Origin of the sequence: Dermacoccus nishinomiyaensis, assembly GCF_900447535.1 — a bacterium.
GTDB lineage: Bacteria > Actinomycetota > Actinomycetes > Actinomycetales > Dermatophilaceae > Dermacoccus > Dermacoccus nishinomiyaensis.
Map to the genome: position 1 here is coordinate 2,115,365 of NZ_UFXX01000001.1, position 26,215 is coordinate 2,141,579.

The following is a 26,215-nucleotide window of genomic DNA, read 5'->3' on the forward strand; positions in this document are numbered from 1 at the left end:
CGCGGGTTGGGCGGCATCACTGCCCTCGGCCCATCCGGTAGCCGACGCCGCGCACCGTCTGCACGAACCGAGGCTGGGAGGGGTCGTCACCGAGCTTCTTGCGCAAGTGCGCGATGTGCACGTCGACCAAGTGGTCGTCGCCGACCCAGTCCTCGCCCCACACGGCGTCGGTGAGCTGGCGGCGGTTCAGCACCCGGCCGGGGTGTTCGGCCAAGGCCTGCAGCAGGTCGAACTCGGTACGGGTCAGCTCCACCGGTGAGGCGTCGAGCTCCACCCGACGAGACGACTGGTCCACGGTGAGGGCGCCGATGCGCAGGACCGAGGCCGTGGTGCCCGCACCGCCGGCGCGGGGGCGCCGCAACAGTACTTGGATGCGGGCCACCAGCTCGCGCGGGCTGAACGGTTTGGTCATGTAGTCGTCCGCGCCGACCGACAGCCCGATCAGCTTGTCGACCTCGTCGGCGCGGGCCGTGAGCATCAACACGTAGCAGTCGCTAAAGGTGCGCAGTTGGCGGCACACCTCCACCCCGTCCATGCCCGGCAGGCCCAGGTCCAGCACCACCACGTCGGGGGCCGTGGCCCGGACAAGGTCAAGCGCGACCAGCCCGTCGCCGCAGGTCTGGGCCGACATGCCGGCCCGCTCGAGGTAGTTCTTCACCGTGCCCGACAGAACCGGCTCGTCGTCGACGACCAGGACACTCGGCGCAACCGCAGCAGACGCGCTATTCATGACACCACCTCACCACGAACCCGGCCGGGGATCACTTCGACGGTGCGGCACTGGGCATCATCGTCGAGTGGTCCATGCCCGTCATGCCACCCATGTCGTGGTTCATGCCCGGCATGCTGACCATGTCGTGCTGCGTTGAGGCGGGTGCCGTCGGCGTGTAGCCCATGACGGCAGGGTCGAGCATGCCGAAGATCATCGCGACGTGGGCCACCACCAGGAACACGGCCACCATCGCCACGTGCAGGCGACGGCGCCCGGCCTCGCTGCGACCCAAGAGTCCGGCCTCCAGCAGGCTGATCACCAGTAGCGGCAGGCCACCGGCCAGGTAGGAAAGGACAGCGATCACGTCCGCGGGGCCACGCCAGCCGCCGTGGACCGTCAGCGGAACCACGGCAGTGATGAGCAGGTGCTGGCCGATGAACACCCACACCGGACCCGCCAGCAGCCCGGCCCAGTGACTCACCTTCGTCACCCATCCCGGCGCCGGCCGATCACCGCGACGAGCCAGCAGCATCACCAGCTCGGTGATCGCAAGGGTTTCGGCCAGCACCACCGGAAGTGCCATGAACAACAGGAGGTTCCACGGCTGCCGTACGGCCAGCAGTCCCATGTAATGGGTCATCGGCATCCCCTCCATGCCCGACCCCGAGGTCAAGTCAGGGGCGATCAGGGCCAAGGCGGCAGCTGCGAGAGTGCCGACACCCAGGGCAAACAGCGGCACTGTACGGGAGGAGTTCTCGTTCGAGGTCGTGGCCACAAGCCTCGAAGCCCCACATCGAGGCCCGGGCAAGGGAATGTGAAGATTCGGTCAAGCCGGTCTCCGGGTAGACATGGGGCCAGAACAGACCGTCACCATGGGGCCAATCGAAGTTGACAGAGCCACAGGATGATGAGCACCGCGCCGAGGGAGAACTGCGCGAGCTGGGCGAACGTCAGCGTCATGCGCGCTCGACGGACGCCTCACCCGCGCCGAGATCGCGGATGGCGGCGCGCTGCGCGAGGCGGTGCTCGCGACGGATCTGCGCGGCGCGGAAGCGGCGCTTCTCCTCCTCCGTCACCGGTTCGAGTGTCGGCACCTGACGCGGCCTGCCCGACTCGTCGACGCCGACCATGACGAGGAACGCCGTCGCGACGTGGACCGGGGGCGTGCGATCGTCCCACCGTGTCGTCTCGACGCGCGCGCCGACCTCCATCGACGAACGACCCGCCCAGTTGACCTGCGTCTTCACCGTCAGCACGTCACCGACGCGCACCGGGGCCAGGAACAGCATCTCGTCCATCGCGGCCGTGACGGCGGGGCCCTGCGCGAAGCGCGCCGAGACGGCGCCCGCGGCGTCGTCGACGAACTTCATGATGTTGCCACCATGGACGGTGCCGAGCAGGTTCGTGTGCTGGTTGCCCATGATCTGGCTGAGGACGAGTTGTGTGTCGGAGGGAGCGGTCATGACCGCCATTGTCTCGCAGGATCTCAGCGGTTCGTGACGAGCCCGGCGCCCTCGAGGTGGGTGAACTCGTTGAACGTCAGCAACCGAGGGCCGTGACGATCGATCGTGATGCGCGTGACGCCCGTGTTGACCGCCGCGAGGGTGAAGTGCTTCCACGCGTCGAGGCTGCCGCCGGCGGTGAGGTGAGCCGCCGTCCAGCACACCGGGCCGGCCGACGTCACGACGACGACGTGCTCGTGCGCGGCGTCGACGAGATCGTCGAGCGCCTCGTTCGTGCGCGAGGTGAACTGCTCGAAGCTCTCCGGGTACTCGTGGTCGTACTGGCCGCCACTCCAGCGATCGACGGCCTTCTCGAACGTCTCCTCGAACGCGATGCGCGGACGCAACGTACGCACCATGTCGGCCTTCAACACGAGCATGTTCTTGTACGCCGGTTTGTACGCCGTCAGGAGCGCGCGATGATCGAGCTCGTTCCAGCGCTCGTCGAGACCACGCGCCACGACGCGCGGGGCATGCGCGGCGATGATGGCGTCATCAGGCTGTTCATCGGGTTTCGGGTGAGGGGGCTTGCCTCTGGAGGGTTTTCTCGGCGCGTGTGTGGCGGCGTCCTGGGTGCCCTCCAGGTGTTGCGCTCGGTCTGTTTCTCGGTCGCTCGACGCCGGGGCGGGCGGCGTGGCCGGCGCCTCCGATTCGTCCGCGCGGGGGTGAGCGGGCGTCGTCACGTGTGTGAGTTCGGTGGCGGGGACGTCGTCGAGATGCCAGCCGGCACCCGCGGCGATCTCGGCGAGAGTCTGACGGTGGCGCTTCATCGAACCACTGACGATGAGGCTCGGTGCGACGCCGTGCGCGGCGAAGTGCTTGCCGAGCAGATACGCCTGCTCGTGGCCCGTCTCGGAGAGGTTGTCGTAGTCGGACTTGCCGAAGGACGCCTGCCCGTGGCGCACGAGCCAGACCGAACGCGTTTCCATGGACCAATCTTGCCGCACCACGTGCTACCCGCGGGTAGCCTTTCGTCGTGCATTCCACGACCGCCCTCGAGGCCACCGTCACGACCACGAGCGGGCTCACGAGCCACGTCACCTTCATTCCCGTCGACGACCCGGCGGCGCCCGTCCTCGTCATCCGACCGGCGTTCGGGGCGCCCGCGTCGTACTACCGGCACCTGACGCCGGCGCTCGCCGAGGCGGGGCTCGCGAGCCTCGTCGTCGAGTACCCGGGGCGGGAGACGCGCGACGGAATCGGGCGCGAGACGACGTACGGCTACGACGCGCTCGCGACCGGGGTGCACGAGAGCGTCGTGACGCACGTGCGCGAGCTTCGGCCCGACGCCCCGGTCGTGCTGCTCGGGCACAGCCTCGGCGGGCACGTGTCGATCTTCGCGGCGGCGCTGCACCCGGATGGGCCGGCCGCGGTCGACGGCGTGATCCTCGCGGCGTCGGCAAGTCCCTACTGGCGGGGGTACGGGGCGCCCGGCAGGGTGCGCTCCTTCGCGGGGACAGCGCTGATGGCGACCGTCGCGCGCGCCGTCGGGTACTGGCCGGGCGACCGGCTGAAGTTCTGGGGGCGCCAATCGCGGGTGCTCGTGCAGGACTGGTCGCGGATGGCGCGTACCGGGCGCGTGCGTCCGTCGGGGGCTCAGATCGACTACGAGGCGGCGTTGGGGGCCTATGGCGGGCAGGTGCTCGCGATCTCACTGCCGAACGACTCGTTCGCACCCGTCGGCGGGCTCGAGCAGATGCTGCGCTGGGTGCCTAAGGCGCGCGTGACGCGCTGGCACTCGCCGGACGATCTCGGGCACATCCAGTGGGTGCGCCGCAACGCCGACGTCGTGCCCGTCATCGCTGCGTGGGTCGAAGAAAATATCGCGGCTCGGTGACGGGGTGCGTGATGGGTGTTGACGCCTGGCGGCGGGGGTAGTTGCACGAGTCATGTGCATCTGCACGTGGAATGTGCGGCACATTCCTCGTGCAGATGCGCAGAAGTCGTGCAGCTAAAAACTGCGATTGCGTCCGGTCGATGACGAAGCGTGCAGGTTCCAGATCCGACGAGCGACGTCGACGTACTGCTCGCGTGGGCCTGCGGTGGAGGGTGTCTCTGGTTCGGCGGCGCTCTCGCCATCGCTGTCGAAGCAGTGGACGAACGTCGCGTGGACGAGGGTGAGGACGTCGTCCGGGCTCGTGCACGCAGGCAGTCCCGAGGCGATGTACTCGGCCTCGGCGTTGAACTCGTCCGACGGCGCGCCGATCTCGGCGAGCCCGAGGAGGTTTGCGGCGTCGAGGATCTCGCTGATGCGGGGTGCCACCGTCGAGCCCAGCAGGCGCGCCGGGATGACGTGTGGCTCGCCCTGTTCGCGCGTGACGCGCCAGGCCACGCCACCGGGTTTCTCGGTGACGGCGTAGGTGGAGGTGCCGTACTCGGTGTCGCGGTGCCAGACGAGCGCAACGCCGTCATCGGCGGCATGGCCGTCGGGCAGGGCGCCGTCAGCGACCCACCGCCGGTACTTCTCGGCGCGGCCCAGTTCACCGAACAGGTGGGGGCACGCGCTGCCGGGGAGAAAGCCGAGGCCGTCATCGAGGGGTGCGAGTGGGCCGAACGAGTCGGTCGACGACGCCTCGAACCAGCAGTTCATGCCGGCGCTGATACCGGCCAGGACGGTGCCGTTCGCCGCGGCTTCGCGCAGGAGGTCGGGCAGGCCGTGCGTGCGCCAGATCGCGAGCAGGTTGGCCGTCGACCCACCGCCGACGTAGACGACGTCCTGGGTGAGGACGTGGCGGGGGTCGCAGGTCCAGTTGGCGTTCGCGGACTTGGTGAACAGCGACAGGACGCTCGTCTCGGTGCGCCCGGCGAAGGCTTGCTCGAACTTCGCGGCGTAGCCGAGGTCGTCGCCGCTGGCCGTGGGGACGAAGCAGACGCAGGGACGCTCGGCGCGCGTCAGCTCGAGGATGTGCTCGTCGATCGGCGTGACGGCGCCCTCCTGAGAGAAACCCCCGCCGCCGAGGGTGACGATCGTGCCGGTGAAGTTCGTCATCCCTCGATTGTCGCCGAGGCGATGCGTGGTGGCGACAGACTTTCAGTCGGTGGGGTTTGGTCTGCCGTCGGGTGTGGGTGTGGGTGCGGGGCGCCGGTCCGTCGTCGTGACTCGCCGTCATGGGTCGTGGAGCTCGTCGCTCTGGGCCCAGCTTCCGGCGTGGTTGAGGACGACGGTGAATGTGGACGAAAATCGCCGATGGGTACGAGAATCGCAGGTGAGCACACGCGTCGCCGGCGTGGATCGTGAGATGCCGGGGTGAATGCGACGGCTCGCACTCACCCCGGCATCTCACGCCCGGGCCCGACCGGCGTTCACGCGACGGGTAGGGCGCTCCCGTCATGAACGGAAAGCGCGGCGCGGCTCAGGCCGCAGCCTTCGCCGGAGCGTGCGAACCGTGCGGCGCCAGCGAGTTGGCCGGCTTCGTCAGGGGCTTCGGGGCCACCTTCGCGTGGTGCTTGCCGACCGGCTTGGCCTTCGGCAGCGCCTTGTTCGCGTCCTTGCCATGCGGCTTGGGTGCGGCCTTCGCGTGAGCAGGCTTGGGTGCAGTCTTGCCATGCTTCACCGTCGCCGGCTTGGGCTGCGGCTTGGCCTTCTCACCCGGCTTGCCGTGCTGCGCCGGGGCGGGCTTGCCGTGCGCCTTCGTCTTGCCCGGGTGCGCCGCCTTCGTGCTCGCGGTGCTGCTCTTCGAGTTGGACACGCTCGTCGTCGTGCTCGAGCTGTTGCCCGTCGAGCTGGACGCGCTCGACGCCTTCGTGCTCGTGGACGTCGTCGTGCCCGATGTGGCGCTCGTGCTCGGCGAGGCGCTCGTCGACGAGCTGGAGGTGCTCGTCGTGGGCGCGCTCGTCATGCTCGACCAGCAGCTGCTCGAGGCGGCCCAGGGCGACGTCCCGGCCTGGTTGTAGAGCTCGAGGGCGGCGGCGTCCTGCACCGACGCGGGCGCCGAGGCGGCCGTCGTGTAGCCGGCGGAGGCCGACAGGCCCTTCCACGTCGAGTTCAAGAACTGGTAGGCGCCCGAGGCGCCACTCGAGGCGTTGACGGCCTGGTAGTTGCCGCCGCTCTCACAGGACTTGATCTTGGCGAGCACCGATGACGCGGACGACGAGGACGTCGACGTCGCGGCGCTCGCGGTGGAGGCCAGGCCCGCACCGGCGACGCCGACGAGCGCGATTCCGCTCGCGAGCGTCATGGCGCGTTTGCGCTTCTGCTTGGGTGCGGCGTCCGTGGTGTCGTGCGAACGGATCGGGTCGGTGGTGGTGTCGAAGTGGGTCATGACTGTTCCTCTCGTCGGTCTGTTGACGTCATCCACCGTGCCGACGCTTCGTTGCGGGCGGCTGACGCGACTCTGACGGCGACGAAACGTTGTGAGCCTGCTGTGAGGCGTGCCGTCATCGCATCCTGTCGACGGCGGGCGGCTCTGATCGCTTGTGGGGCAACAGTTTTCGACAGAAGCACCGCGTCGCGGCGAGCCGCCGGGCGAGGGTCCGTCGGTGCCTCAGAGAGGGCGCGTGACGGCCGGCGTTCTTATCGAAATCAAAGGCGAGGTTCTTAGCGTCGCCGTCATGAAGGCACTCATCGTCGACGAATCCGGCCGCACGTCGGCACGTCTGCAGCCGGCGCTCGCGCAGGAGGGGTACGTCGTGCAGGCGGCCTTTCAGCGCGGCGAAGCGCTGTGGTTGGCGAGCGAGGCGGAACCCGACGTCATCGTCATCTGCAGCGCCCGACCCGGCACGCACGACGTCCCCGTCGTCACCGCCCTGCGCGGCGACGGCGAGCGCGCGCCGATCCTCGTCATGGCTCGCCGCGGCGAATCGGCCGACCTCGTCGACGTGCTCGACGCGGGCGCCGACGACGTCGTCACCTCACCCGTGCCGTTCGCCGAGGTCGCCGCACGCCTGCGAGCCCTGACGCGTAGGGCCCCGCACCTCGTCGAGGACGAACTGCGCGTCGGGACCCTCCGTCTGGATCGCGCGGCGCGCGTCGCCGTCAGAACGCTCGACGACGCCGCCACCGGTGACGCCGGCATCGATCACGCCAGCATCGGTGACGCCCTTGCCGAGCCGGGCGGGGCCACCACCCGCGACGTGGTGAGCGGCGCGCAAGGGGGTGAGGTGGCGATCGACCTCACCGCCCGTGAGTACGCCGTCCTCGAACTGCTCATGCGCAACGCGGGGCACGTGGTGTCACGCGCGCGCATCGTCGACGACGTCTGGGGCGGGCTCGATGCGGCGACGTCGAACCTCGTCGACCAGGTCGTCAGCCATCTGCGGCGCAAGCTCGACCGCCCGTTCGGTCGCCACGACATCACGACGGTGCGTGGCGTCGGCTACCGCATCGTCGACTCAGCCGCTCAGCTCGACGGCGTCGTGCGACGCGCGTCCTGACGGGCCCCAACCCCGGCCTGCCCGGGCAGCACGACGCCCCGTCAGGACAAATCCTGACGGGGGCGTCACCGGCACGACACATCGTGCCGAGAGGTCTTACGTGGCCCAGCAGCTGGAGCTGGCGGCCCAGGAGGAGGTGCCGGCCTGGTTGTACAACTCGAGGGCCGCGGCGTCCTGCACCGACGCGGGCGCGTACTTGGCCTTCGAGTAGCCCTTGGCGGCGGAGAGGCCCTGCCACGTCGTGTCGAGGAACTGGTAGGCGCCCGAGGCGGTCGACGACGGGTTCTGCGCCTGGTAGTTGTTCGAGCTCTCGCAGAACTTGATGGCGGCGAGCGTGCTCTGCGCGCCCGAGCCGGTCGCTGCGGAAGCGGTGCTCGCGAGGCCGGCGCCTGCGGTGCCGACGATGGCGACTGCGCCGGCCAGGGCGGCGGCGCGGTGACGGATGTTCATGGTCGAGTGCGACATGTGGCGTCGCCTCGGAAAGTGTGAGCGGGCACGAAGTGGTGTTGCTCCGTGCGGGTTCTCCACATGTCTAATGACCGAGCCCCGGCCCGCCGCAAACGCGCGACGCCCGCCGAGCCGTGGCTCGACGGGCGTCACCCGGGAAAAGCGTTACGTCAGCGCGATGCTCGGCGACGCATGACGAGCGTCACACCCGCCGCGGCGAACGCGAGCGCGGCAGCGCCCGTCAGCGCGCCGGTGTTCGACGACGGCGCGACGCGGTCGGTCTGGACGACGGGGCCGGCCGGCTTCGACGAGGCGTGGGACGTGCCCGGCTTGTGCGGCATGCCACCCGGCACCTGCGGCATGCCGGACATGCTCATGAGCTCGGTGAACCAGGCGTCCCACTGTGCTTCGGACGCGTTGGCCGACGGCGGCTTCGGCAGGCCGAACATCGTGGCGACCTTGCCGGCCCACGCGTCGTACTCGGCGTCGGAGGCGTCCATCGCGGGCAGCGCCGGCAGGCCGAGCAGCTTCACGACGGCCTTGACGTACGTGTACGCCTGCTCGTCCGTGGCGTTCTCACCCGGGAAGGGCGGCAGGCCGAGCGCCTTCGACGCCTGCTGGAACCACGCCTCGATCTGCGCGTCCGTGGCGTTCTCGCCGGGGAACGGCGGCAGCTTGGCAGCCAGCTGCTCGATGGTGGCGGGCATCGTCGGCTTCGGGGCTGGCTGCTCGGCGAGGGCCGGAGCGGCGAACGAGACAGCGACGAGCGCGGTGCCGAAACCGGCGGCGACGCGGGAGGTGAGTGACACGTGAGTCACCTTTCGATGAAGGCCCGCGAGGCTCGGTCTCGAGCAGATCGGGCATGCACAGCCCATTATGAGCTACTTCACAGGGTGGCGGCGACTCGGCTAGCTGTGCGCTCAGCGGATACGCGAACTATCGCGCCCAGTCGCGACGGCAACGTGCGGGTTGGGTGCTACTGCGCGCTCTCACGCCCGTCCGACGTAGCGTGCGAACCCGCACTCCCGTCGAGACAGGACGTGCGGGTTCGTCGAGGGACAGAGGCGATCAACCGGCGCGGTAGGCGGCCCATTCGTCACGTGTCGGGACTGCGAGGACGCAGATGTTCTTCCACGTCGAGCCGAGCTGACGCCCGAATCGTCCCGTGTTGTACGGCAGGCCATAGCGTTCGGAGATCTCGCGCACCTTGGGGGCGACCTCGATGTAGCGGTTGCTCGGCAGGTCGGGGAAGAGGTGGTGCTCGATCTGGTGGCTGAGGTTGCCCGTCAGCGTGTGAAACGTGCGGGTGCCGGAGATGTTCGCCGAGCCGAGCATCTGCCGGATGTACCAGTCGCCGCGCGTCTCGCCGTCGATCATGCGTTCGTCGAAGGTGTCGACGCCGTCGGGGAAGTGACCGCAGAAGATGACGGCGTGCGCCCAGACGTTGCGCAGCGCGTTCGCCGCGACGGTGCCGCCGAGCGCGCGCAGCGCCGTCGAACGGAAGTTCGTCGGTCGTCCGAGGGCCTTGCCGACGAGCGCGCCGACGGTGGCCGCAGCGAGCGGCGTCGCGACGTAGTCCTTGGCGACCATCGCGATGGCCTTGTCGCGCAGCGCCGCGATGTCGGCCATGACGGCCTCTCGCGACTTGTACCCGGCCTTGTACTGATCCCACTCGATGTCGTAGCTCGCGATGCCCCATTCGAACATCGGCGCGAGCACGAGGTTGACGAGCGGGTTCGCGAGGTCGCGCGGCTTCCACGGCTGGTCGTCGCTGACGCGCAAGATGTTGTAGCCCACGTCGCGGTCCTTGCCGATGACGTTCGTCCACGTGTGGTGCAGGTCGTTGTGCGTGTGCTGCCAGCCGCGGGCGGGCGCGACGAAATCCCACTCCCACGTCGTCGAGTGGATGTCGGGGTCGCGCATCCAATCCCACTGCCCGTGCAGGACGTTGTGGCCGAGCTCCATGTTGTCGAGCACCTTGCCGAGCGCGATGAGGCCGACGCCGGCGCTCCACACGATCTTCGAGCGGCTGCCGATCATGCAGACGCGGCCCGCGAGTTCCGTCGCACGCTGGATCTTCACCATGCGCTTGACGTACGCCGCGTCCTTCGCGCCGCGCTCGGCGAGCACCTCGTCACGGATCGCGTCGAGTTCGGCGCCGAGGCGTTCGACGTCGTCGTCACTGAGGTGCGCGGCCGTCGGCGGGCGCACGGCGAGGTGGCCGTGCGTCGGCAGGACGCCGGTGCGTTTGTCGGGCTTCGCGGCCGCGCGGGCCGTCTTCGAATCGGCGGCGCCGGGCTTGAGGGCGTTGAGGACGGATGTCATGAGCTGAACTCCTGGTCGGGTTCGTTCTCGCCGGATGGGGAAAGAGGACGTGAGGTGGCCGCGCGTCCGGTCAGCGCGGAGTGACGGGGCGTCGAGGGGCTGACGCCGCAGCGGGATCGTGCGCTCAGGGCGGGCGCGTCGGGTCGGCGGAATGCGCCGTGGGTGGTCATGGTGACGTCATCACTACTCACGCGTCGAGGTGGACCGGGCCCACGGCGGCGCTGATGCAGGTCTGGATGAGTTCGCCCTCGTCGGAGCACAGTTCGCCCGATGACAGATTGCGCACGGTCCCGCTGACGAGCGGCGTCAGACAGGTGCGGCAGATGCCCATGCGGCACCCGGACGGAAGCAGGACGCCCGCGTCCTCGCCGACCTCGAGCAGCGTTGTGTTGCCCTCGGCGCGGGCCTCCTTGTCGGCCTTTTCAAACGTGACGACGCCGCCGCGCGCGTCAGGGTCGGCGAACAAGGTCGGGGCGAAACGTTCGACGCTGAGCTCGTGCGGCAGATCCTCGCTGTGCCAGAGGCGTTCGGCGTCGTCGAGCATCTCCTGCGGCCCGCAGACGTACGTCTTGCGGCTGCGCCAGTCGGGGCAGAGCGTGTCGAGGTCATGCGTCGTCGCGAGATCGAGACGGCCTTCGTGCCCGGTGAAGCGGTGCACGAGCGTCAGGCTGTGGTGTGCGTCGTTCATCTGCGTGAGTTCGTCGAGGAACAGCGTCTCGTCGGAGTTGCGCGAGGAGTGGATGACGACGACGTCCGCGTCGCGCCGCTGCGGCAGCAGGGTGCGCAGCATCGACATGACGGGCGTGAGGCCGCTGCCCGCCGTCAGCATGAGCAGGGGGCGCGGGCCGGTGGGCAGGAGGAAGTCGCCCTGCGGCGGAGCGAGGAACAGCACGTCGCCGGGCTCGGTGTGGTGCACGAGGTGGCTCGAGACGCGCCCGACAGCGGTGACGGTGATCGCCGGGTCGTGGCCCTCGGCGGTGACGAGGGAGTACGAGCGCCAGTTGCGCACCCCGTCGATCTCGACGCCGATGCGCGCGTACTGGCCGGCCTTGTGCGCGTCCCACGTGCCACCGGGCGTGAACTCGATCGTCGCCGAGTTCGCCGTCTCATGGCGCACGGCGGTGACGACGCCGCGCAGCTGACGGCTCGAGACGAGCGGGTTGAACAGGCGCGCGAACTCCTGCGGCGGCGCCGGCGTCGTGAACACCTCGGCAGCGCGCCACGCGGCGCGCTTGAGCAGCGAGCCGCGGCGCGGGGTGCCTGACGAGCGGGCAGGGCGCGGTGGCAGAGCGGAGTTCACTCAGACATTGTGCCTCTCACAACTGACAAAAGCTTCCGCCGCCGGGGTGAGCAGCTCTGGGACCTTCGTCTCTGCGGACGAACTGGCGGGTTCGGTGGGGCAGCGGCGAGGGCGTGGCTGACGGGGTGCTCGGCGCTCGCCGACCCCGGCGCGATCTTGTGTCATCAACGCGTGAAATGGCGCGCGTTCATGACACAACATCCAGGAGGCTTGACGAGATGACGAACGTTCACCCTCGCAGATCGCAAAGTCATCCCCTCAGGGCGCCATGCCACCGTCCTCGGTGATGGGATCGCCATCAGCGACATGACGTAAAGCGGTCTGTGGTGGGGGACCCTCGTCAACTACGCCAGGATCGGGAGGAGGCAGTCGACCTCGCCTTCACGTCGATAACTCTCGATCTGCGGACGGGACGAGTCGTGATCTGCCGAGCCGAAGAGGACGTCGAACGCCTCGCCGATGTGCCCGTAGACCTCCGGCGCTTCACCTCGTAGGCGCAGCCGAAGGTAGGCGCCACCCGGGATCGTCGTCTCGTCCAGACCCAGCGAATTTGCGGCGTCGCGATCCAACCGAATCAAGCACATGCGGTAGATGTGCGATCCGCCGTAGACGAGGCCCATCATGCGTCGCCCCTTCAGGGAGTCGAAGGCGTGCTCGAAGTCGGGCCACCCGGCTTGGATGCTCGGCAGGTCGAGGGGAACATCGCGGCTGAGCGCGGGAAGATCCTCGAGGTCGATGACATCGATCCTGCCCAAGGCGTGGCGTTCTGGGTAGTCGCTCATGCGCCAGGTCTAGCCAAGAATTTGGAAGGTTTTCAAGTGTTCGGAGCAGACAGGCGACGCCGGCCCGCAGGGATGGGCCGGCGAGCTCGACGTGCTGGAGCCCAACCGCGACGGCACCCGTACGGTGGGTGACCGCCCCGCCGGCTGACCTGCGCGCCGTCAGCGACCGGTGCGAGCCCGCCACTCACGACGCGTCTCGCCCGGGCGCGGGGCGCTGTCGTCGTCGGAGGCGCTGGCGGCGGTTGCTTCGGGCGTCTGGGGGGTCGCCGCACCGGAGGCCGGCGGTTGGTTCGGCGTCTCGGTCGACGCGCCAGGGACGTCGGTGCGTGCGGCACCGGAGGTGGGCGCTTGGTTCGCCGCACGTGACGGCGCACCGGGCGTATCAGTCGCGTCGGGGGTGTCAGTGGTGTCAGCGCTCGCGGCATCAGCGTTCTGGGGGCGTCCGCTCTGAGAAACACCCATCGACTCGCCCGCTTCGTCGGCGCCGGGCTCGACCACGTCAGGCTCGGCGGGCAGTTCGCGTCGGGCGTCGAGGGCGTCCTCGGTGGAGGTTTCTTCGCGCGTGGAGGGCGTGGGGACCGGCTTCGGGCGCAACCCGGCCTCGGGGTCACCGCCCTTCCACGCTGCGTGCTCCTCGGTGGTGCGCACGACGCCGTCCTCGCCGAGGACGAGGCCGTCGGGCAGATCGGGGGCATCCATCGGCATGACGTCGTCGGGGGAGTGCGGGTCGCCGTCACGGAACGTCGGGCCGACGCGTTCGGCGGGGGAGTCGTACGCGGCCGACGGGTCGTCGAGACCGTGCGCCGGGAAACCGGCGAGCAGCTCGACCTGACCGACCGTCACCGACCCCGGTGCCGGCACGCCGTCGAGGGGGACGGGCGTGCACAGGTCGATCTCGCCGCACACCGTCGCGATGCGGGAGACGAGGAACTCGTGGCCCGTGACGGAGTTCGTGCGGATCTCGGCGAACTGGACGGTGCCGCTCAACGTCGCTAGAGGCGAATCGCTCGACGTGGCGGGCAGGAACGTCTCGATCTCCATCGGCGGCGGCCACGGCAGACCGAACTGCTTGACCTCGGCCGGCGGCTCACCTTCGACGCCGGGCATCGCACTGCGGGGCGAGTCGAAGAAATCCTCGACCGTCGCGAAGAACTCGGTGTCGACACCCATCGCGACGAGCGCGACGCGCCCCACCGCGGCCCAACCGACCGTGTACCGGTTGTTCGGTACGACCGTGAACGGGTCGAGCTCGAAACCCGAGACGTCCGTCAGCGTCACCTGCGCCAGACCGTTCTCGAGCGGCGTGATGCCGCGGTACGGAGTGCGCACCGGCGTGTCGAAACCAGGGCGCGCGTACTGCGCCGTGCGGTCGAGCAACAGCATCGCGCCACTCGAGTCGACCCAACGCGTCGTGCTCGACAACTCGTGCGCCGGCGCACCCTTGTCGCGCGCCAGGGCGGCCAGGGCAGCGGGGTCGGTAAAACCGATGCACGCGACAGTTGAACTCATGGGCGTAACGGTAGGCGAGCAGGTGGCCCCTCGCCACTCTCGCGGGGCGTTCGATCGCGTCGCGGCATGTGGTGGCACGGTGCGGCCCGGCCCGGCTCGGCGCGGCACGCGGACAACGCGGTGCGCGGGTGGCATCGACGTCGGCCGGACCTGCGAGGCAGACCTGCCAGGCGGGCTGCGTCGAGAGCGGCATCAGGTCGGGCTTGTCGGGCCCGTCAGGACAGGAAGGTGGAGGCGTGTTCCGCGGACGTGACGACGATGCCGTCCTCGTCGCTCCACAGATGGTCGCCGGGCGTGAACGTGGCGCCCCCGAACGTCACCGGAACGTCCTTCTCGCCCTTGCCGTCCTTCGCCGACTTGCGCGGGTTCGTGCCGAGAGCCTTGGTGCCGAGGTCGAGTTTCGCGACGGCGGCGCTGTCACGGATGGCGCCGTTGATGATGACGCCCTCCCACCCGTTCGCGACGGCGGCCTCGGCGATCATGTCGCCCATCAGGGCGCTCTCGACGTTGCCGTCGCCGTCGACGACGAGCACCTTGCCCGCGCCCGGCGAGTTGAGTGTCTCCTTGACGATCTGGTTGTCGCGGAAGCACTTGATCGTCACGATCGTGCCGTTGAACCGCGCGCGTCCGCCGTACTGAGTGAACTGGGTGGAGCACGAGTCGAGCGCGTCGCCGAGCTCGTCATAGAGGTCGGCGGTGGCGATGTCGGCCATGAGAGGCGTCCTTTCGTCGGGTTCGAGGGGCGTGCAGGTCCACGCTATTTCGCGAGGACGCCCCATGGGGCGTCGCGGGCCGCGGATCAAGATGAGTCGCGGCGGTGACGGCCGGGTCGGAGCGATGAACGGTGAAGGTGGACGAAGATCGCAGAATCGGGATGCTGTCGGCGCGCGGGCGGTGCCGGCCGTTGGCTGGGGTGGGGCTCGGGATCAGGTCGGATCGGGTCGGGTCACGTCAGCCCTGGGTGCTGCGCTCGCGGCGATAACGTCCCGGGGGCATGCCGACGAGGCGCGTGAACGTGCGGTTGAACGCGGCCTGGTCGGAGTAGCCGCAGCGGTCGGCGATCTGCGCCAGCGTCAGCTCTTTGGCGGTGAGCATCTCGCGCGCGGCGTCGATGCGTGACGACAGGACGAGTTGGCGCGGCGACCGTCCGAACACGCGGCGCGAACGTCGCTCCAGCGTGTCGACCGAGCATCCCGCGACGCGGGCGAGAGCCTGCGACGTCACCGGCTGGTCGAGGTGCGCGTCGATGTAGGCGCGCACGGCGCCGAGCGACGTCATCGCCGGGTCGTCCTCGGCGGCCTCGCCGACGTCCTGCGACATGCTGGCGATGCCGACGACACGCCCCGCCTCGTCGCGCAGCGGCACCTTCGCCGTGATGTGCCAACGAAACGGCCCGCCCGAGGCGCGGATCAGCTCGAGCTCGTTGAACAGCGGCTTGCCGGACGACAGGACGCGCGCGTCCTGCTCCTCGTAGCGCTCGGCGAGCTCCGGCACGAACAGTTCGGCCGCGCGACGCCCGACGACGTCACCGCGCGAGCGCTTGTTCGTGCGCTCGACGAACGTCGGGTTGACGGCGAGGTAGCGACCGTCCGCACCCTTGACGCAGAACATCGTGCCCGGCAGGTGATCGACCATTTCGAGGACGGCGGGTCCGAGCGCGCCACGTAGGGCGTCGAGCGTCGGTGCCGTCGTCATGAGGGAAGGGTAGCGGGCGCGTCGGCACCGCCAGGCCCACAGACCTCGCCAGCCCCACAGGTCCCCGGGTCTTCCCGTCCCGCCGGCGACACGAACCGTCACGACGAGCCGTTCTGGCCGATACCCGCGGCGAGGCTGCGGCAGGCGGGCAAGACTTTAGCGGTCAGGAGGGGTTTGACTGGTGGTATGAGCCAGATCACTGACGCACCCCGCACCCCGGGCGCCACCACCGTCGACACCACCCCGTCCGACGACGCTGCGACGTTCGCCGAACTGCACGACCTCGTCGAAGACGCCGTCGCCCTCGCGAACCGTTGGAGCGACGCGACCGAGGCCGGCCAGACGAAGGCCGAGAAGCGCACGAGCGACCAGCTCGGCGCGCTGCTGCGTGACGAGAAGGGCCTCGACCTCGCGGTGAAGTTCGTCGACCGCGTCGCGCGCCCCGAGGACAACACGGCCGCTGCGCGCGAGCTCGCGCGCCTGTCGTCGAACGAGGCGACCGGGTTCATGGGCAAGCTCGACGCGAAGCTGCTCGGCCTCGGTTCCCGCCTCGCGACGACGATGCCGCCCGTCGTCGTGCCCGCGGCGCGCACGCGTCTGCGTCAGCTCGTCGGCCACCTCGTCGTCGACGCGAGCGACCCGACGCTCGCGAAGCACCTCGCCAAGGCGCACGCCGACGGCTTCCGCCTCAACATCAATTTGCTCGGGGAGGCCGTCCTCGGTGAGGCCGAGGCCGCGCGTCGCACCGAGGAGACGCGCAAACTGCTCGCGCGCGACGACGTCGACTACGTCTCGATCAAGGTCAGCTGCCTCGTCTCGCAGATCTCGACGTGGGACGCCGAGGGCACCGTCGAGCGCGCCCTCGAGCGGCTGCGTCCGATCTACCGCGTCGCGAACGGCACGGTGAGCGACGCGTCGTCGCCATCGGCGAACACCGATGACGCCAACGCCGACGCAGGCCAGCCGGGTGGGGGCGCCGCGAACGTCAACCGCGGCGACATCAAGAAGAAGTTCGTCAACGTCGACATGGAGGAGTACCGCGACCTCGACCTGACGATCGAGCTGTTCACGCGCCTGCTGTCGGAGCCGGAATTCCACGACCTCGAGGCGGGTATCGTCCTGCAGGCCTACCTGCCGGACGCGGTGCCGGCGCTCGAGCGTCTCATCGCGTTCGCGAAGGAGCGCAAGGCCAACGGTGGCGCGGGCATCAAGGTGCGTCTCGTCAAGGGCGCGAACCTCGCGATGGAGCGCGTCGAGGCCGAACTGCACGACTGGAAGCAGGCGCCGTACACGTCGAAGGAGGACGTCGACGCGAACTACCTGCGCTTCATCGAGCGCGCGACGCGCGCCGACGCGATGGAGGTGTGCCGCCTCGGTGTCGCCTCGCACAACCTGTACGACGTCGCGATGGCGCACCTGCTCGCCGAGAAGCGTGGTGTGAGCGAGCACCTCGACGTCGAGATGCTGCAGGGCATGGCGCCGTCGCAGGCGCGCGCCGTGAAGGCCGACGTCGGCACCGTCCTGCTCTACACGCCCGTCGTGAAGCGCGAGGACTTCGACGTCGCCGTCTCCTACCTCATCCGTCGCCTCGAGGAGAACGCGGCGGAGCAGAACTTCCTGCACGCCATGTTCAGCCACGACGAGGGTGCGGCCGAGCGTCACAAGTACGTGCGTGACGGCCTCGTCGGCACCGGTGCGCTGTCGGCGATGCAGGACCAGGAGCGACGTTTCCGTGAGTCGATCGACGCGATCGCCTCGACGCCCGTCGGCCCGCGACGCTCGCCCGAGCGCGCGCCGATCGGAGACTTCTTCGAGAACACGGCCGACTCCGACCCGGCGCTGCCCGCGGTGCGCGAGTGGGCGCGTGAGGCCGTCACGCGTCAGCCGGCGCCGCTGACGTCGCCGCAGCTCACGTCGCGCGAGATGGTCGACGACGTCGTCGCGCGCGGCGTCGCGGCGCAGGCCGGGTGGGCCGGGCGTTCCAACGCCGAGCGTGCCGCGCTGCTGCGTGAGGCGGCGCGGGAGATCGAGAAGCGTCGCGGTGATCTCGTCACCGTCGCGGCCGCCGAGGGGGGCAAGACGATCGACCAGGTCGACCCGGAGATCTCCGAGGCGATCGACTTCGCGCGCTACTACGCCGACCGCTGCGAAGAGTTGGTCACCGGAATGGCTTCTGACGGAGCACGATTCGAGCCTCACCGCCTCACGCTCGTCACTCCGCCGTGGAACTTCCCCGTCGCCATCCCGATCGGTTCGGTGCTCGCGGCGCTCGCGAGCGGATCGGCCGTCGTCATCAAGCCGGCACCGCAGACGGTCGGCTGCGTCGAGGTCGCGATGGAGGCCCTGTGGGCTGCGGGCATCCCGCGCGACGCCGCGCAGGTCGTCCGCGTCGAGGAGGACGACAACGGCCGCGCGCTCGTCGCGCACGACGACGTCGACACCGTCATCCTCACCGGCTCGATCGAGACGGGTCGCCTGTTCGCCGGGTGGCGCGCGCGTCACGCCGGTGGGGCGCGCGTGTTCGGTGAGACGAGCGGCAAGAACGCACTCGTCGTCACGCCCGCCGCCGACCTCGACCTCGCCGCCGCCGACCTCATGAAGTCGGCGTTCGGGCACGCCGGGCAGAAGTGCTCGGCTGCCTCGCTCGGCATCCTCGTCGGCTCGGTCGCGACGTCGAAGCGGTTCCGTGAGCAGCTCGTCGACGCCGTGAAGTCGCTGCGCGTCGGCTGGCCGAGCGACCTCGGCACGACGATGGGCCCCGTCATCGAGCCGCCGTCGGGCAAGCTGCTCAAGGCGCTGACGACGCTCGAACCGGGTGAGACGTGGCTCGTCGAGCCGAAGCAGCTCGACGACACCGGCCGCCTGTGGAGCCCCGGCCTCAAGGACGGCGTGAAGCCCGGCTCGTTCTTCCACATGACCGAGGTCTTCGGCCCCGTGCTCGGCCTCATGCACGCCGACACGCTCGAGGAGGCGCTCGAACTGCAGAACGCGACGCAGTTCGGCCTCACCGCTGGCATCCACAGCCTCGACGAGGACGAGGTCACGTACTGGCAGGAGCACGTCGAAGCGGGCAACTGTTACGTCAACCGTCACATCACGGGCGCGATCGTGCAGCGTCAGAGCTTCGGCGGGTGGAAGGAATCCGTCATTGGCCCCGGCGCGAAGGCGGGCGGGCCGAACTACGTCGCGCAGTTCGGCACGTGGGTGCCTGACGGCGTCGCGCGTCAGGGCGCGCCGATCATGCCGCGGGTGCGCGACCTGCTCGAGATCCTGTCGCCGCTGGCGCGAAACGAAGCCGACCGCGAGTGGCTGCATGCGTCGCTGCGTTCCGACGCGTTCGCGTGGCGCGAGGAGCTCGGCATCGAGGCCGACCCGTCGTCGCTGCGCGCCGAGTCGAACGTCTTCCGTTACCGCCCGCAGCCGCAGGTCGTCGTGCGCGCCGAGCTCGGCGAGACTTCGGCGGACGGCGACGTCGACGCCGTCGCGGACCGCACGCTCGCCGAGGTGGCGCGACTCGTACTCGGAGCGCACCTCGTCGGTTCGAGCGTGTACCTGTCGTGGGATGTCGCGCTGCAGCCGGCGCTGACGCGCCTGGCGGCGACGGGCGAGGGACGTCAGGCACTCGTCTGGCTGAACCGCATGGGGTCGGTCGAGAGCTCGGCGCAGTTCGTCACGTGGTGCCGTGAGGGCACGCGCGACGGCGAGCCGCTGCGCATCCGCATGGTCGGCGCGGACGCCGACGGCGAGACGGCCGCCGCGCTCGCCTCAGCTCCCGGCGAGGACCAGGGCGCGAGCATCACGCCGCTGTTCGGCGAGGTGCTGTCGACGGGACGCCGGGAACTGCTGACGTTCCTGCGCGAGCAGGCCATCTCGCGGACACTGCACCGCTTCGGCCACGTCGCGCCGGAGCTGATGCGCTGACCGGTTGACGCCGAATCGGTGACCCACCGAGGTCTACTGCGTGACGAGCCGTCAGGGGCGGCTCGTCACGCAGTTGGTTCGAGTTGAATGTGGACGAGATTCGCGAGTGTGGGCCAGACCCTAAGTGCCAGCCTGGTCGTGAGTCACTTGTGTTGAGGAGGCGTGGTGTTCACGGTCGAGGAAAAGCGGGATGCGGTAGTGACGTATCTGGGGTTGGCGTTCGGGCAGAAAACGGCGTGGTTGGCGCAGCAGCCGTTCACGGCGAGTCAGTTACGTCGCTGGCGTAGTGAGTATGTCCGTGGTGATCTTGACCGTGGCCTCACGCCGCGTCAGGGTGGCTCGATGGACCATATTCGCTCTGATCAGATGCGCCGGCTGGAAGAACAACTCGCCGCGCAAGAACGCCGCCACGCCACGGAAGTCGCGCGGCTACGGACCGAGGCTGACGGGCTACGTCAGGCGAACGAGTCGCTGGGAAAAGCTATCGGGCTCTTGCAACACTGGCACGCGCACGAGCCCGATACGCCCCCGACGACGCCACCCGAGCGTTCATCGCAGCCGAGAACGACCTCATCCGAGACCTGAGCGCGCTGGCGGGGTTCAGTCAGCGCCGTGCGCTGCAGGTCGCTGGTGTCTCGCGTGGCACGTGGCACGCCCGCCACCACCATGGCCGTGACGTTGCTGCGGCGGTATCGCCTGTGCCGCAGCGTGAGCGGGAGCAGCCAGCGAGGTTGAGCGCGTCGGTGTGCGCGCGGGTCGCGGGTTTCATCAGTGCGGGGCGCACGGGCGGTTTGGGTGTCGCGGGCGCGTTCGCGAAGGCGTGGGACGAGGGCTTCATGGAAGCGAGTCTGCGTTCGTGGTGGCGTATCGCCGCGCGCGTGCGCCGCGAGCAGGCCACAGTCGAGCAGGCCACAGTCGAGCAGTCGGGCGCGGCGGGTGAGCGGGCGGTGGCGCGGGTGAAACCGCAGGTGTTGGCGACTGGCGCGAACCAGGTGTGGGCGTGGGACATCACCGACCTGCCCACCGCGTTTCGGGGTGTGGCGTTCAAGGCGTACGCGATCATCGACATCTTCAGCCGCAAGGTGATCGTCGCGAGTGTGCACCAGCGTGAGAGCACTGCTGATGCGATGGCGTTGTTCATGGCCGCGATCGCGGCGGAGGGTGGGTGCGTGCCGCAGGTCGTGCACGCCGACAACGGCGCGGTGATGCGTTCGAACCTGCTGAACGAGTTCCTCACGGCACATGGCATCGAGGTGTCGCACTCGCGTCCGCGGGTGTCGAACGACAACCCGTACATCGAGTCCGAGTTCCGCACCCTGAAGAATCGGGCGTCGTATCCGGGCGTGTTCGCGTCGCTGGTGGAGGCGAGCACGTACGTCGCGCAGCACGTGCACTGGTACAACCATGCCCACCACCACAGTGGGATCGCGCTGTACACGCCCGCGCAGGTGCACGACGGGTCGTGGAAGATGCTGCACGCTCGCCGCCAAGTCAGCCTCGCCTACTACCAGGCGCGTCACCCCGAACGTTTCCGCGGCCACCGCGCGCCAGTGCCCGCCCCGAAAGCGTGGGCCGGAATCAACCATCCCGGCCCTGAGTGACTCACCACAGGTTGACATCCACCGAGATTCGCGAATGTGGACGAAAATCGCAGGTGGGCGGGGCCTGAGTGAGTGGGTGGCGCCGGGGGTATCCAGAGCGTCAGGATGTGCGCAGGGTGCCGGCGACGAGGGCGACCGGGGCGGTGTCGAGCGCGGGCGAGCAGCCGATCGAGTCGGTGTCGACGCTCAACGTCCGGGCACCGCTGACGGGCACGCGGAGTGTCTTGGCCTGCTTGCCGCCGAGGGTGACGGTCTGCTTGGCGCTGCCGTCGACGCGGACGGTCACGGTCGTCGTACCTTCGGGCTGCATGTTCGTCCCCCCGGGCTGGGCGTCGGTGGCGCCGACGGTGAACGCCACCTCGTCGTAGCGACGATCGAGGGCGAACTGTGCCGCGGCGGTGCACGCCTGACGGTCGGTGAGCAACGGCACGACGGCGTCGTCGTACGAAGATCCGCCGACGCGCACGCTCGCCGTGCGCGCCCCGCCCGACAGCGCGCCCGACAGGGGGACGTCTCGTGGCTGCGCCGAACGACTCGACGTGGACGATGACGGCGCCGGAGCTGCGCCATGCGACGAGGAGGAGTCGCGCAGCAGCAGCCACGCGACGAGCGCGATGAGAGCGAGACCGGCGACGAGCGTCACCGCCAGCCAGACGCTGCGCCGGTGCTGCCCCCCGCTCGAAGTGTCGCTCGTCGCCGACGCTGTGCCCAGGTGATCGGCGGGATTCGCCCCACCCGGGCCGGCCACGCCACCCACGCCGCCCGCGCCGACCGCCCCACCTGCGCCCGCAGGCAGCGCCGCCGCCGCGGCGGCGCCTGACATGGGCACGGGCGATCCGATGGGCGCGGGACTTTCCGACGCCCCTGCGGCGACGATCCGTGACGTCCGCGGCGGTGCGCTGAGCACGGGCGCGGCGGGGGCGCCGGCGAACTGCGGCGTCATGGCCCACAGTCGCTGTGCCACGGCTGCGGCATCGTCGGGGCGTTCGTGCGGGTTCTTCGCGAGCAGCTCGGCGATGAGCACCCACAGGGCATCGGGGATGTCGTCGGGGCGCGTCGGCGCGTGATCGGCGTGCAGGCGCAGCAACGCGACGGGCGAGTCCGCGTGGAACGGCACCGCGCCGCACGCCATCTCGTACAGCGTGACGCCGAGCGCGTAGAGGTCGCCCGCACGTCCGCTCGGTTGCCCGTCGCCGAGTTCGGGCGCGAGGTACTGCGGCGTGCCGATGACGTTCGCCGTCGCAACCTGCCCCGTCTGCGTGACGAGGGAGGCCACCCCGAAGTCGGCGAGCCTCGGCACGAGAGTGCCCAGCGCGTCGGTGGACGTCCGCGTCGATGCGGCGGCGGGCAAGGCGGTCTCGGTCGTAGCCCTCGACATCGCAGCCCTCGACATCGCGTCAGGGCCTTCGGCGAGCAGGACGTTCTCGGGCTTGAGGTCGCGGTGCAGCACACCCGCGCCGTGGACGGCGGCGAGGCCCTGTGCGATCTGGGCGCCGAGCGTCGCGACATCGTGCGGGGGCAGGTTGCCGCGCCGTTGCAGGAGGGCGCGCAGGGAGTCGCCGGCGACGTAGTCCATGACGATCGCGAGGCGCGGGCCCTCGACGACGAGGTCGTGCACGCGGATGACGTACGGGCTGCGCAGGCCGACGAGGAGGTTGCGTTCCTGCAGGAAGCGCGCGACGACGCCGGGGTCGTCGGCGAGTTCGGGGCGCAGCAGTTTGAAGGCCAGGGTGTGGCCGTCGACGTCATGCCCGACCCACACCTGCCCCATCGCGCCCGAGCCGATCTGCCGCTCGAGCGTGTAGCGGCTTCCCAGCTGCCAACCCTCGCTCACGCCGAGTTCCCTCCCTGCCTCGTTGGGACGATCCTATGGGCGCGCCGCCGCGTCTGGGGCTACTCTCGGGCACCAACCCCGACTTGCCCGCCGACCGGCGCGTGGCGTAGGAGAGATCATGGCCATCTTCGCTGTCACCTACACGTATTCCGACGACGTCGCCGCCCGCGACGCCCACCGCCCCGAGCACCGCACCTACCTCTCGCAGGTCGAGGGCATGCTGCTGTCCGGACCCCTCGCCGAGCCCGACGGTGCGCTGCTCGTCATCGCCGCGCCGACGCGTGAGGATGTCGCCGAGCGCCTCGACCGCGACCCGTTCTTGCTCGAGGGCATCGTCGTCGAACGCACGATCCGCCCCTACACGCCCGTCCTCGGCTCGCAGGCGCCGACGTTCGCCGAACACCTCGAACGATGACGGAGACGCCACGCGAGCCCGCACCTGACGGCACGTCCGGTACCTCGTTCGTCGACACCTCGGGCCTCGCCGAGAGGGCAGACATTGACGAAACACCGGCGTCTGAGGGCGCATCGTCGAGCCACAAGAATATGTCGCTGTCGAACGCAGATCTGCCGGAGCCGAACCTGCCACCGATCACGAGCGTCGTCATCGACATCGGGGACGATCGCGTCGAGGTCTTCCACCGAGACAGCGGGCCTGATGATCAGCCCGACAACGCCTCGAGTGACGGGGGTGTCGACGTCCCGGGCGTGAACGCGTCGCTCGCCGTTGAGCAGCGGGAGCACTCCGCGGCTGACGCTGCGGCCGACCCTGGTGCCGCCGACACTGAGCCCCACCCCGAAGCCGCGCCGACTGGTCGCCCGACGTATGTGCTCGTTCATGGTCTCGGCGGCAGCCTCGCCAACTGGGAGCCGTTGTGGCCGTTCCTCACCGAGCACGGTCGCGTGCTGGCGCTCGACCTCGCAGGGTTCGGCCGCACGAGTGGGTCAAACCGCTCAGCCGTCTCCGACAACGTCGATCTGCTCGCGGCGTACCTGCGTCAACTCGGTCTGAGCGACGTCGTCCTCGTCGGCAACTCGATGGGCGGGATGATCGTCGCGATGACGGCCGCGAAGCACCCTGAGCTCGTGTCGCGTCTCGTGCTCGTCGACCCCGTGCTGCCGCTGCACCCGCAGGATCGGCCGCACTGGTCCGTGCTCGTCACCTTCTCCCTCTACATGTGTCCACCCGCGGCGCGACGCGTCATCCCGCGTTACGCCGCGCGCCGCGGCATCGACCGCATGGGCGTCGAGGGCGTCCTGACGGTCGTCGCCGACCCGCATCGCGTGCCGAAGTGGGTGATGCGACGCTCCGTCGAGGAGGTCCGTGCTCTGGCCGAGAACCAGGACGCCGTGCCCGGGCTCGTGCGGGCCGCCAACTCGCTCGTCGTGGCTGCTGGAAGCCCGCGCTACCGTCGCGTGCTGAGCGAGTTGCGGGTGCCCGTCACGCTCGTGCACGGCGAGTGCGATCGCCTCGTGCCCGTCTCCGCGGCGCGTCGCATCGCCGCTCGTCACCCGGCCTGGACGTTCCTCGAAGGCCCCGGCCTCGGCCACGTGCCGATCTACGAGGCCGCGGGGTGGGTCGCACGCTGCATCGTGGGGGCGGCAGCGTCCTGACGAGCAAGACGGCCCGAGCCCGACGCCCGGCTCGGGCCGCCGATTGCCGGCGCCGTGCATGGTGTTTACCACCGCTCGCTCAGGATCGCCTCGCGCGCGCTGGTTCTGGTCGCTGGTGGATGGCACTGTGCGTGGCGGGTGTCACCGCGTGCTGACTGGCCGCCAAGGTCACGAATGTGTCACGGTGGAGTCGATCGTCCGTCATCGTGACCCACCCCGACCTTCCTGAGAGGACCCAGTGACCTTCACTCTTCGACCCGCCCGCACGCTGTCGGTGCTCGGTGCCTGCGCCGGTCTGACGCTCACGCTCGGTGCCTGCGGCAACAGCGGCGACGACCCGAGCGTGCAGGTCAGCCAGTCGAGTTCGGCCTCCGGCAAGCCCGGCGCGACACTTGCGCTGCGCAAGGCCTGCATCTCGTCGAACAGCCAGGTCGTCTCGGCGAACGCGGCGTGGAACGACGCCGTCGACTCTCATAAGGACGCCGACCTGCAGAAGGCGACGAAGACGATGGGTTCGCTCGCGGATTCGCTGCGCTCGGACGGGAAGCAGTCCGGTGATTCGTCGTTCAAGAAGAAGGCCGACGCAGCTGCGGCTCAGGTCGATGCGTTGAAGAAGGCGGAGAAGCCGGCGAAGACGGTCGACACGACGTCGTACAACAGCGCCGTCGAGGACCTCACGAGCTACTGCTCGACGATGTTCCCCCAGGCATCGAAGAGCGCCTGAGCAACGCCTCTTCGAGAGCGGCCCGCGCCGAGTCGCGGGCCGCTCTCGCTGCGTCGTAGGCCTTCTGCGCCGCCTCGACGCGGACTCGCAACCGCGCGATGCGGGCATCCATCTCGGCCAGCGCTGCCTTCTCGCGCTGCTCCTGCTCGGCCCGCCGCCTCTGGGCGCTCTCGCGCTCGGCGGCCCCACGTTCGGCTTTCTCCTGCTCGTCCTCATCCCGCCGGCTCTGGGTGTCGGCGACCTGCGGGGAGGCTCCATCCGCGGAGGAGGAAGCGGATGGGGCTGATGTCGCGGCCGCAGCACCGCGGATTCGGTCTTGGGCAGGCGTACCGCCGGCGACGAGTCGCAGCGCGGGGCGCGCAGGCGCGTCGCGGTGCGCGACGGCGTCGGTGAGGTCGACGTCGCCCCACCCGCTGTAGCTCAGTGGCCGCACGAGTGCGCGGGTCGCCACGGCGTCGGCTGCCTGCCGGTCCGCGATCGCCGCAAGCAGCGTGGCGTGCACGGCCTCGGCGAGCGAGCCGTTCAGGTCGTGCCGCGTGACGATCTGCTGCAGCAGTTCCTGCCGTCGGGCCGACAACTCCTTGAGCGTGGCCGCGTCGAGCGAGGTCTGCGCGGCACGCATCTGTTCGCCGAGGGCGAGGACGTCGCTGATGGCGCCGTCGTCGAGGTGGTTGACGGCCGCGGCCGCGGCGGTGGGCTTGCGGAGCGCGGCGATCTCGCGGGCAGCATCGCGCTCACCGGCGGTACGTGCGGCTGCGGCGAGTTCCTTGCGCACCGCGACGAAGTCGGCCGGGTCGCCGCCGTAGAGCGTCGTGACGGCCTCGGCGACGGTGCCCACGTTCATGTCGGCGCTCATGCGGCCCGGCCGGGGGGTGT

At 69.8% G+C, this 26,215-nt stretch carries 24 protein-coding genes; 8 read left to right on the forward strand and 16 right to left on the reverse strand.

Annotation, left to right across the window (positions count from 1 at the left end; all coding sequences use genetic code 11):
* Positions 1 to 16: 16 nt before the first annotated feature.
* The 4 genes from DYE07_RS09865 to DYE07_RS09880 form a co-directional block, all read right to left on the reverse strand.
* Positions 17 to 730 carry a winged helix-turn-helix domain-containing protein gene (locus tag DYE07_RS09865; RefSeq protein WP_006945505.1) on the reverse strand — a complete coding sequence of 238 codons (714 nt, stop codon included), beginning with the start codon at positions 728 to 730 and terminating at the stop codon, positions 17 to 19.
* A 31-nt stretch (positions 731 to 761) separates the two neighbouring features.
* Entirely contained in the window at positions 762 to 1,406 is a 645-nt protein-coding gene (locus DYE07_RS09870; protein WP_202775028.1) for a DUF6803 family protein, read from the reverse strand.
* Positions 1,407 to 1,668: 262 nt separating this feature from the next.
* Positions 1,669 to 2,175, reverse strand: coding sequence for an acyl-CoA thioesterase (locus DYE07_RS09875; protein WP_006945484.1), 507 nt, complete (start codon positions 2,173 to 2,175; stop codon positions 1,669 to 1,671).
* A gap of 23 nt (positions 2,176 to 2,198) precedes the next feature.
* Entirely contained in the window at positions 2,199 to 3,143 is a 945-nt protein-coding gene (locus DYE07_RS09880) for a histidine phosphatase family protein (protein WP_115296887.1), read from the reverse strand.
* A 47-nt stretch (positions 3,144 to 3,190) separates the two neighbouring features.
* Here DYE07_RS09880 and DYE07_RS09885 point away from each other — a divergent pair, with 47 nt between their 5' ends.
* Positions 3,191 to 4,051 (forward strand): alpha/beta hydrolase family protein, encoded by an 861-nt coding sequence (locus DYE07_RS09885; protein ID WP_115296888.1) that lies wholly within the window; start codon positions 3,191 to 3,193, stop codon positions 4,049 to 4,051.
* Positions 4,052 to 4,165: 114 nt separating this feature from the next.
* On the opposite strand, the gene DYE07_RS09890 is transcribed toward DYE07_RS09885, so the two are convergent.
* On the reverse strand, positions 4,166 to 5,203 hold the full coding sequence (locus DYE07_RS09890) for a Type 1 glutamine amidotransferase-like domain-containing protein (protein ID WP_082740505.1): 1,038 nt from the start codon (positions 5,201 to 5,203) through the stop codon (positions 4,166 to 4,168).
* A 364-nt stretch (positions 5,204 to 5,567) separates the two neighbouring features.
* On the reverse strand, positions 5,568 to 6,476 hold the full coding sequence (locus tag DYE07_RS09895; RefSeq protein WP_237723806.1) for a transglycosylase family protein: 909 nt from the start codon (positions 6,474 to 6,476) through the stop codon (positions 5,568 to 5,570).
* A 289-nt stretch (positions 6,477 to 6,765) separates the two neighbouring features.
* Here DYE07_RS09895 and DYE07_RS09900 point away from each other — a divergent pair, with 289 nt between their 5' ends.
* A complete protein-coding gene (locus DYE07_RS09900) occupies positions 6,766 to 7,587 on the forward strand; it encodes a response regulator transcription factor (RefSeq protein ID WP_115296889.1) in 822 nt (273 codons plus the stop codon).
* Positions 7,588 to 7,683: 96 nt separating this feature from the next.
* On the opposite strand, the gene DYE07_RS09905 is transcribed toward DYE07_RS09900, so the two are convergent.
* The 8 genes from DYE07_RS09905 to DYE07_RS09940 all read right to left on the reverse strand — a co-directional run bounded on the left by DYE07_RS09905 (position 7,684) and on the right by DYE07_RS09940 (position 15,645).
* The gene (locus tag DYE07_RS09905) at positions 7,684 to 8,052 is read right to left on the reverse strand and encodes a transglycosylase family protein (protein ID WP_115296890.1); all 369 of its coding nucleotides are present in this window, start codon (positions 8,050 to 8,052) and stop codon (positions 7,684 to 7,686) included.
* 152 nt (positions 8,053 to 8,204) lie between these two features.
* Entirely contained in the window at positions 8,205 to 8,843 is a 639-nt protein-coding gene (locus tag DYE07_RS09910) for a hypothetical protein (RefSeq protein ID WP_115296891.1), read from the reverse strand.
* Between the two features lie 259 nt (positions 8,844 to 9,102).
* Positions 9,103 to 10,359 carry a fatty acid desaturase family protein gene (locus tag DYE07_RS09915; protein WP_115296892.1) on the reverse strand — a complete coding sequence of 419 codons (1,257 nt, stop codon included), beginning with the start codon at positions 10,357 to 10,359 and terminating at the stop codon, positions 9,103 to 9,105.
* Between the two features lie 187 nt (positions 10,360 to 10,546).
* Positions 10,547 to 11,659 (reverse strand): ferredoxin reductase, encoded by a 1,113-nt coding sequence (locus DYE07_RS09920; protein WP_115296893.1) that lies wholly within the window; start codon positions 11,657 to 11,659, stop codon positions 10,547 to 10,549.
* A gap of 344 nt (positions 11,660 to 12,003) precedes the next feature.
* Complete coding sequence (locus DYE07_RS09925) at positions 12,004 to 12,441, reverse strand: AraC family transcriptional regulator (RefSeq protein WP_115296894.1); 438 nt, start codon at positions 12,439 to 12,441, stop codon at positions 12,004 to 12,006.
* Between the two features lie 159 nt (positions 12,442 to 12,600).
* The gene (locus DYE07_RS09930) at positions 12,601 to 13,950 is read right to left on the reverse strand and encodes a hypothetical protein (protein WP_115296895.1); all 1,350 of its coding nucleotides are present in this window, start codon (positions 13,948 to 13,950) and stop codon (positions 12,601 to 12,603) included.
* Positions 13,951 to 14,165: 215 nt separating this feature from the next.
* Positions 14,166 to 14,663 (reverse strand): ribonuclease E activity regulator RraA, encoded by a 498-nt coding sequence (gene rraA / locus DYE07_RS09935; RefSeq protein WP_074041128.1) that lies wholly within the window; start codon positions 14,661 to 14,663, stop codon positions 14,166 to 14,168.
* A 238-nt stretch (positions 14,664 to 14,901) separates the two neighbouring features.
* Positions 14,902 to 15,645 carry an AraC family transcriptional regulator gene (locus DYE07_RS09940; protein WP_115296896.1) on the reverse strand — a complete coding sequence of 248 codons (744 nt, stop codon included), beginning with the start codon at positions 15,643 to 15,645 and terminating at the stop codon, positions 14,902 to 14,904.
* 186 nt (positions 15,646 to 15,831) lie between these two features.
* Here DYE07_RS09940 and DYE07_RS09945 point away from each other — a divergent pair, with 186 nt between their 5' ends.
* The 3 genes from DYE07_RS09945 (at position 15,832) to DYE07_RS09955 (ending at position 21,167) form a co-directional block, all read left to right on the forward strand.
* Positions 15,832 to 19,566 (forward strand): proline dehydrogenase family protein, encoded by a 3,735-nt coding sequence (locus DYE07_RS09945; protein WP_115296897.1) that lies wholly within the window; start codon positions 15,832 to 15,834, stop codon positions 19,564 to 19,566.
* 162 nt (positions 19,567 to 19,728) lie between these two features.
* Complete coding sequence (locus DYE07_RS09950) at positions 19,729 to 20,151, forward strand: hypothetical protein (RefSeq protein ID WP_074041356.1); 423 nt, start codon at positions 19,729 to 19,731, stop codon at positions 20,149 to 20,151.
* 146 nt (positions 20,152 to 20,297) lie between these two features.
* A complete protein-coding gene (locus tag DYE07_RS09955; protein ID WP_131941356.1) occupies positions 20,298 to 21,167 on the forward strand; it encodes a DDE-type integrase/transposase/recombinase in 870 nt (289 codons plus the stop codon).
* A 100-nt stretch (positions 21,168 to 21,267) separates the two neighbouring features.
* Here DYE07_RS09955 and DYE07_RS09960 read toward each other — a convergent pair whose 3' ends face one another.
* Positions 21,268 to 23,001, reverse strand: coding sequence for a serine/threonine-protein kinase (locus DYE07_RS09960; protein ID WP_115296898.1), 1,734 nt, complete (start codon positions 22,999 to 23,001; stop codon positions 21,268 to 21,270).
* Positions 23,002 to 23,119: 118 nt separating this feature from the next.
* Between DYE07_RS09960 and DYE07_RS09965 the strand changes: the two genes are divergently transcribed.
* From DYE07_RS09965 to DYE07_RS09975, 3 genes are all read left to right on the forward strand, one after another.
* The gene (locus DYE07_RS09965; RefSeq protein WP_038569695.1) at positions 23,120 to 23,416 is read left to right on the forward strand and encodes a YciI family protein; all 297 of its coding nucleotides are present in this window, start codon (positions 23,120 to 23,122) and stop codon (positions 23,414 to 23,416) included.
* Complete coding sequence (locus DYE07_RS09970) at positions 23,413 to 24,615, forward strand: alpha/beta fold hydrolase (protein ID WP_115296899.1); 1,203 nt, start codon at positions 23,413 to 23,415, stop codon at positions 24,613 to 24,615. The genes DYE07_RS09965 and DYE07_RS09970 overlap by 4 nt, the downstream gene beginning before the upstream one ends.
* 238 nt (positions 24,616 to 24,853) lie before the next feature.
* On the forward strand, positions 24,854 to 25,339 hold the full coding sequence (locus DYE07_RS09975) for a hypothetical protein (protein WP_006943448.1): 486 nt from the start codon (positions 24,854 to 24,856) through the stop codon (positions 25,337 to 25,339).
* Here the strand turns inward: DYE07_RS09975 and DYE07_RS09980 are convergent.
* Positions 25,290 to 26,195, reverse strand: a complete 906-nt coding sequence (locus DYE07_RS09980) for a coiled-coil domain-containing protein (RefSeq protein ID WP_115296900.1) — start codon at positions 26,193 to 26,195, stop codon at positions 25,290 to 25,292. The genes DYE07_RS09975 and DYE07_RS09980 overlap by 50 nt on opposite strands.
* Between the last annotated feature and the right edge of the window lie 20 nt (positions 26,196 to 26,215).

Bases quoted from the DNA above. Each gene is read 5' to 3' on its own strand.
- DYE07_RS09900 (WP_115296889.1), top strand. From the start codon at position 6,766: ATGAAGGCACTCATCGTCGACGAATCCGGCCGCACGTCGGCACGTCTG.
- DYE07_RS09890 (WP_082740505.1), bottom strand. From the start codon at position 5,203: ATGACGAACTTCACCGGCACGATCGTCACCCTCGGCGGCGGGGGTTTC.
- DYE07_RS09915 (WP_115296892.1), bottom strand. From the start codon at position 10,359: ATGACATCCGTCCTCAACGCCCTCAAGCCCGGCGCCGCCGATTCGAAG.
- DYE07_RS09875 (WP_006945484.1), bottom strand. From the start codon at position 2,175: ATGACCGCTCCCTCCGACACACAACTCGTCCTCAGCCAGATCATGGGC.
- DYE07_RS09945 (WP_115296897.1), top strand. From the start codon at position 15,832: ATGAGCCAGATCACTGACGCACCCCGCACCCCGGGCGCCACCACCGTC.
- DYE07_RS09895 (WP_237723806.1), bottom strand. From the start codon at position 6,476: ATGACCCACTTCGACACCACCACCGACCCGATCCGTTCGCACGACACC.
- DYE07_RS09930 (WP_115296895.1), bottom strand. From the start codon at position 13,950: ATGAGTTCAACTGTCGCGTGCATCGGTTTTACCGACCCCGCTGCCCTG.
- DYE07_RS09970 (WP_115296899.1), top strand. From the start codon at position 23,413: ATGACGGAGACGCCACGCGAGCCCGCACCTGACGGCACGTCCGGTACC.
- DYE07_RS09965 (WP_038569695.1), top strand. From the start codon at position 23,120: ATGGCCATCTTCGCTGTCACCTACACGTATTCCGACGACGTCGCCGCC.
- DYE07_RS09865 (WP_006945505.1), bottom strand. From the start codon at position 730: ATGAATAGCGCGTCTGCTGCGGTTGCGCCGAGTGTCCTGGTCGTCGAC.
- rraA (WP_074041128.1), bottom strand. From the start codon at position 14,663: ATGGCCGACATCGCCACCGCCGACCTCTATGACGAGCTCGGCGACGCG.
- DYE07_RS09905 (WP_115296890.1), bottom strand. From the start codon at position 8,052: ATGTCGCACTCGACCATGAACATCCGTCACCGCGCCGCCGCCCTGGCC.
- DYE07_RS09940 (WP_115296896.1), bottom strand. From the start codon at position 15,645: ATGACGACGGCACCGACGCTCGACGCCCTACGTGGCGCGCTCGGACCC.
- DYE07_RS09880 (WP_115296887.1), bottom strand. From the start codon at position 3,143: ATGGAAACGCGTTCGGTCTGGCTCGTGCGCCACGGGCAGGCGTCCTTC.
- DYE07_RS09925 (WP_115296894.1), bottom strand. From the start codon at position 12,441: ATGAGCGACTACCCAGAACGCCACGCCTTGGGCAGGATCGATGTCATC.
- DYE07_RS09980 (WP_115296900.1), bottom strand. From the start codon at position 26,195: ATGAGCGCCGACATGAACGTGGGCACCGTCGCCGAGGCCGTCACGACG.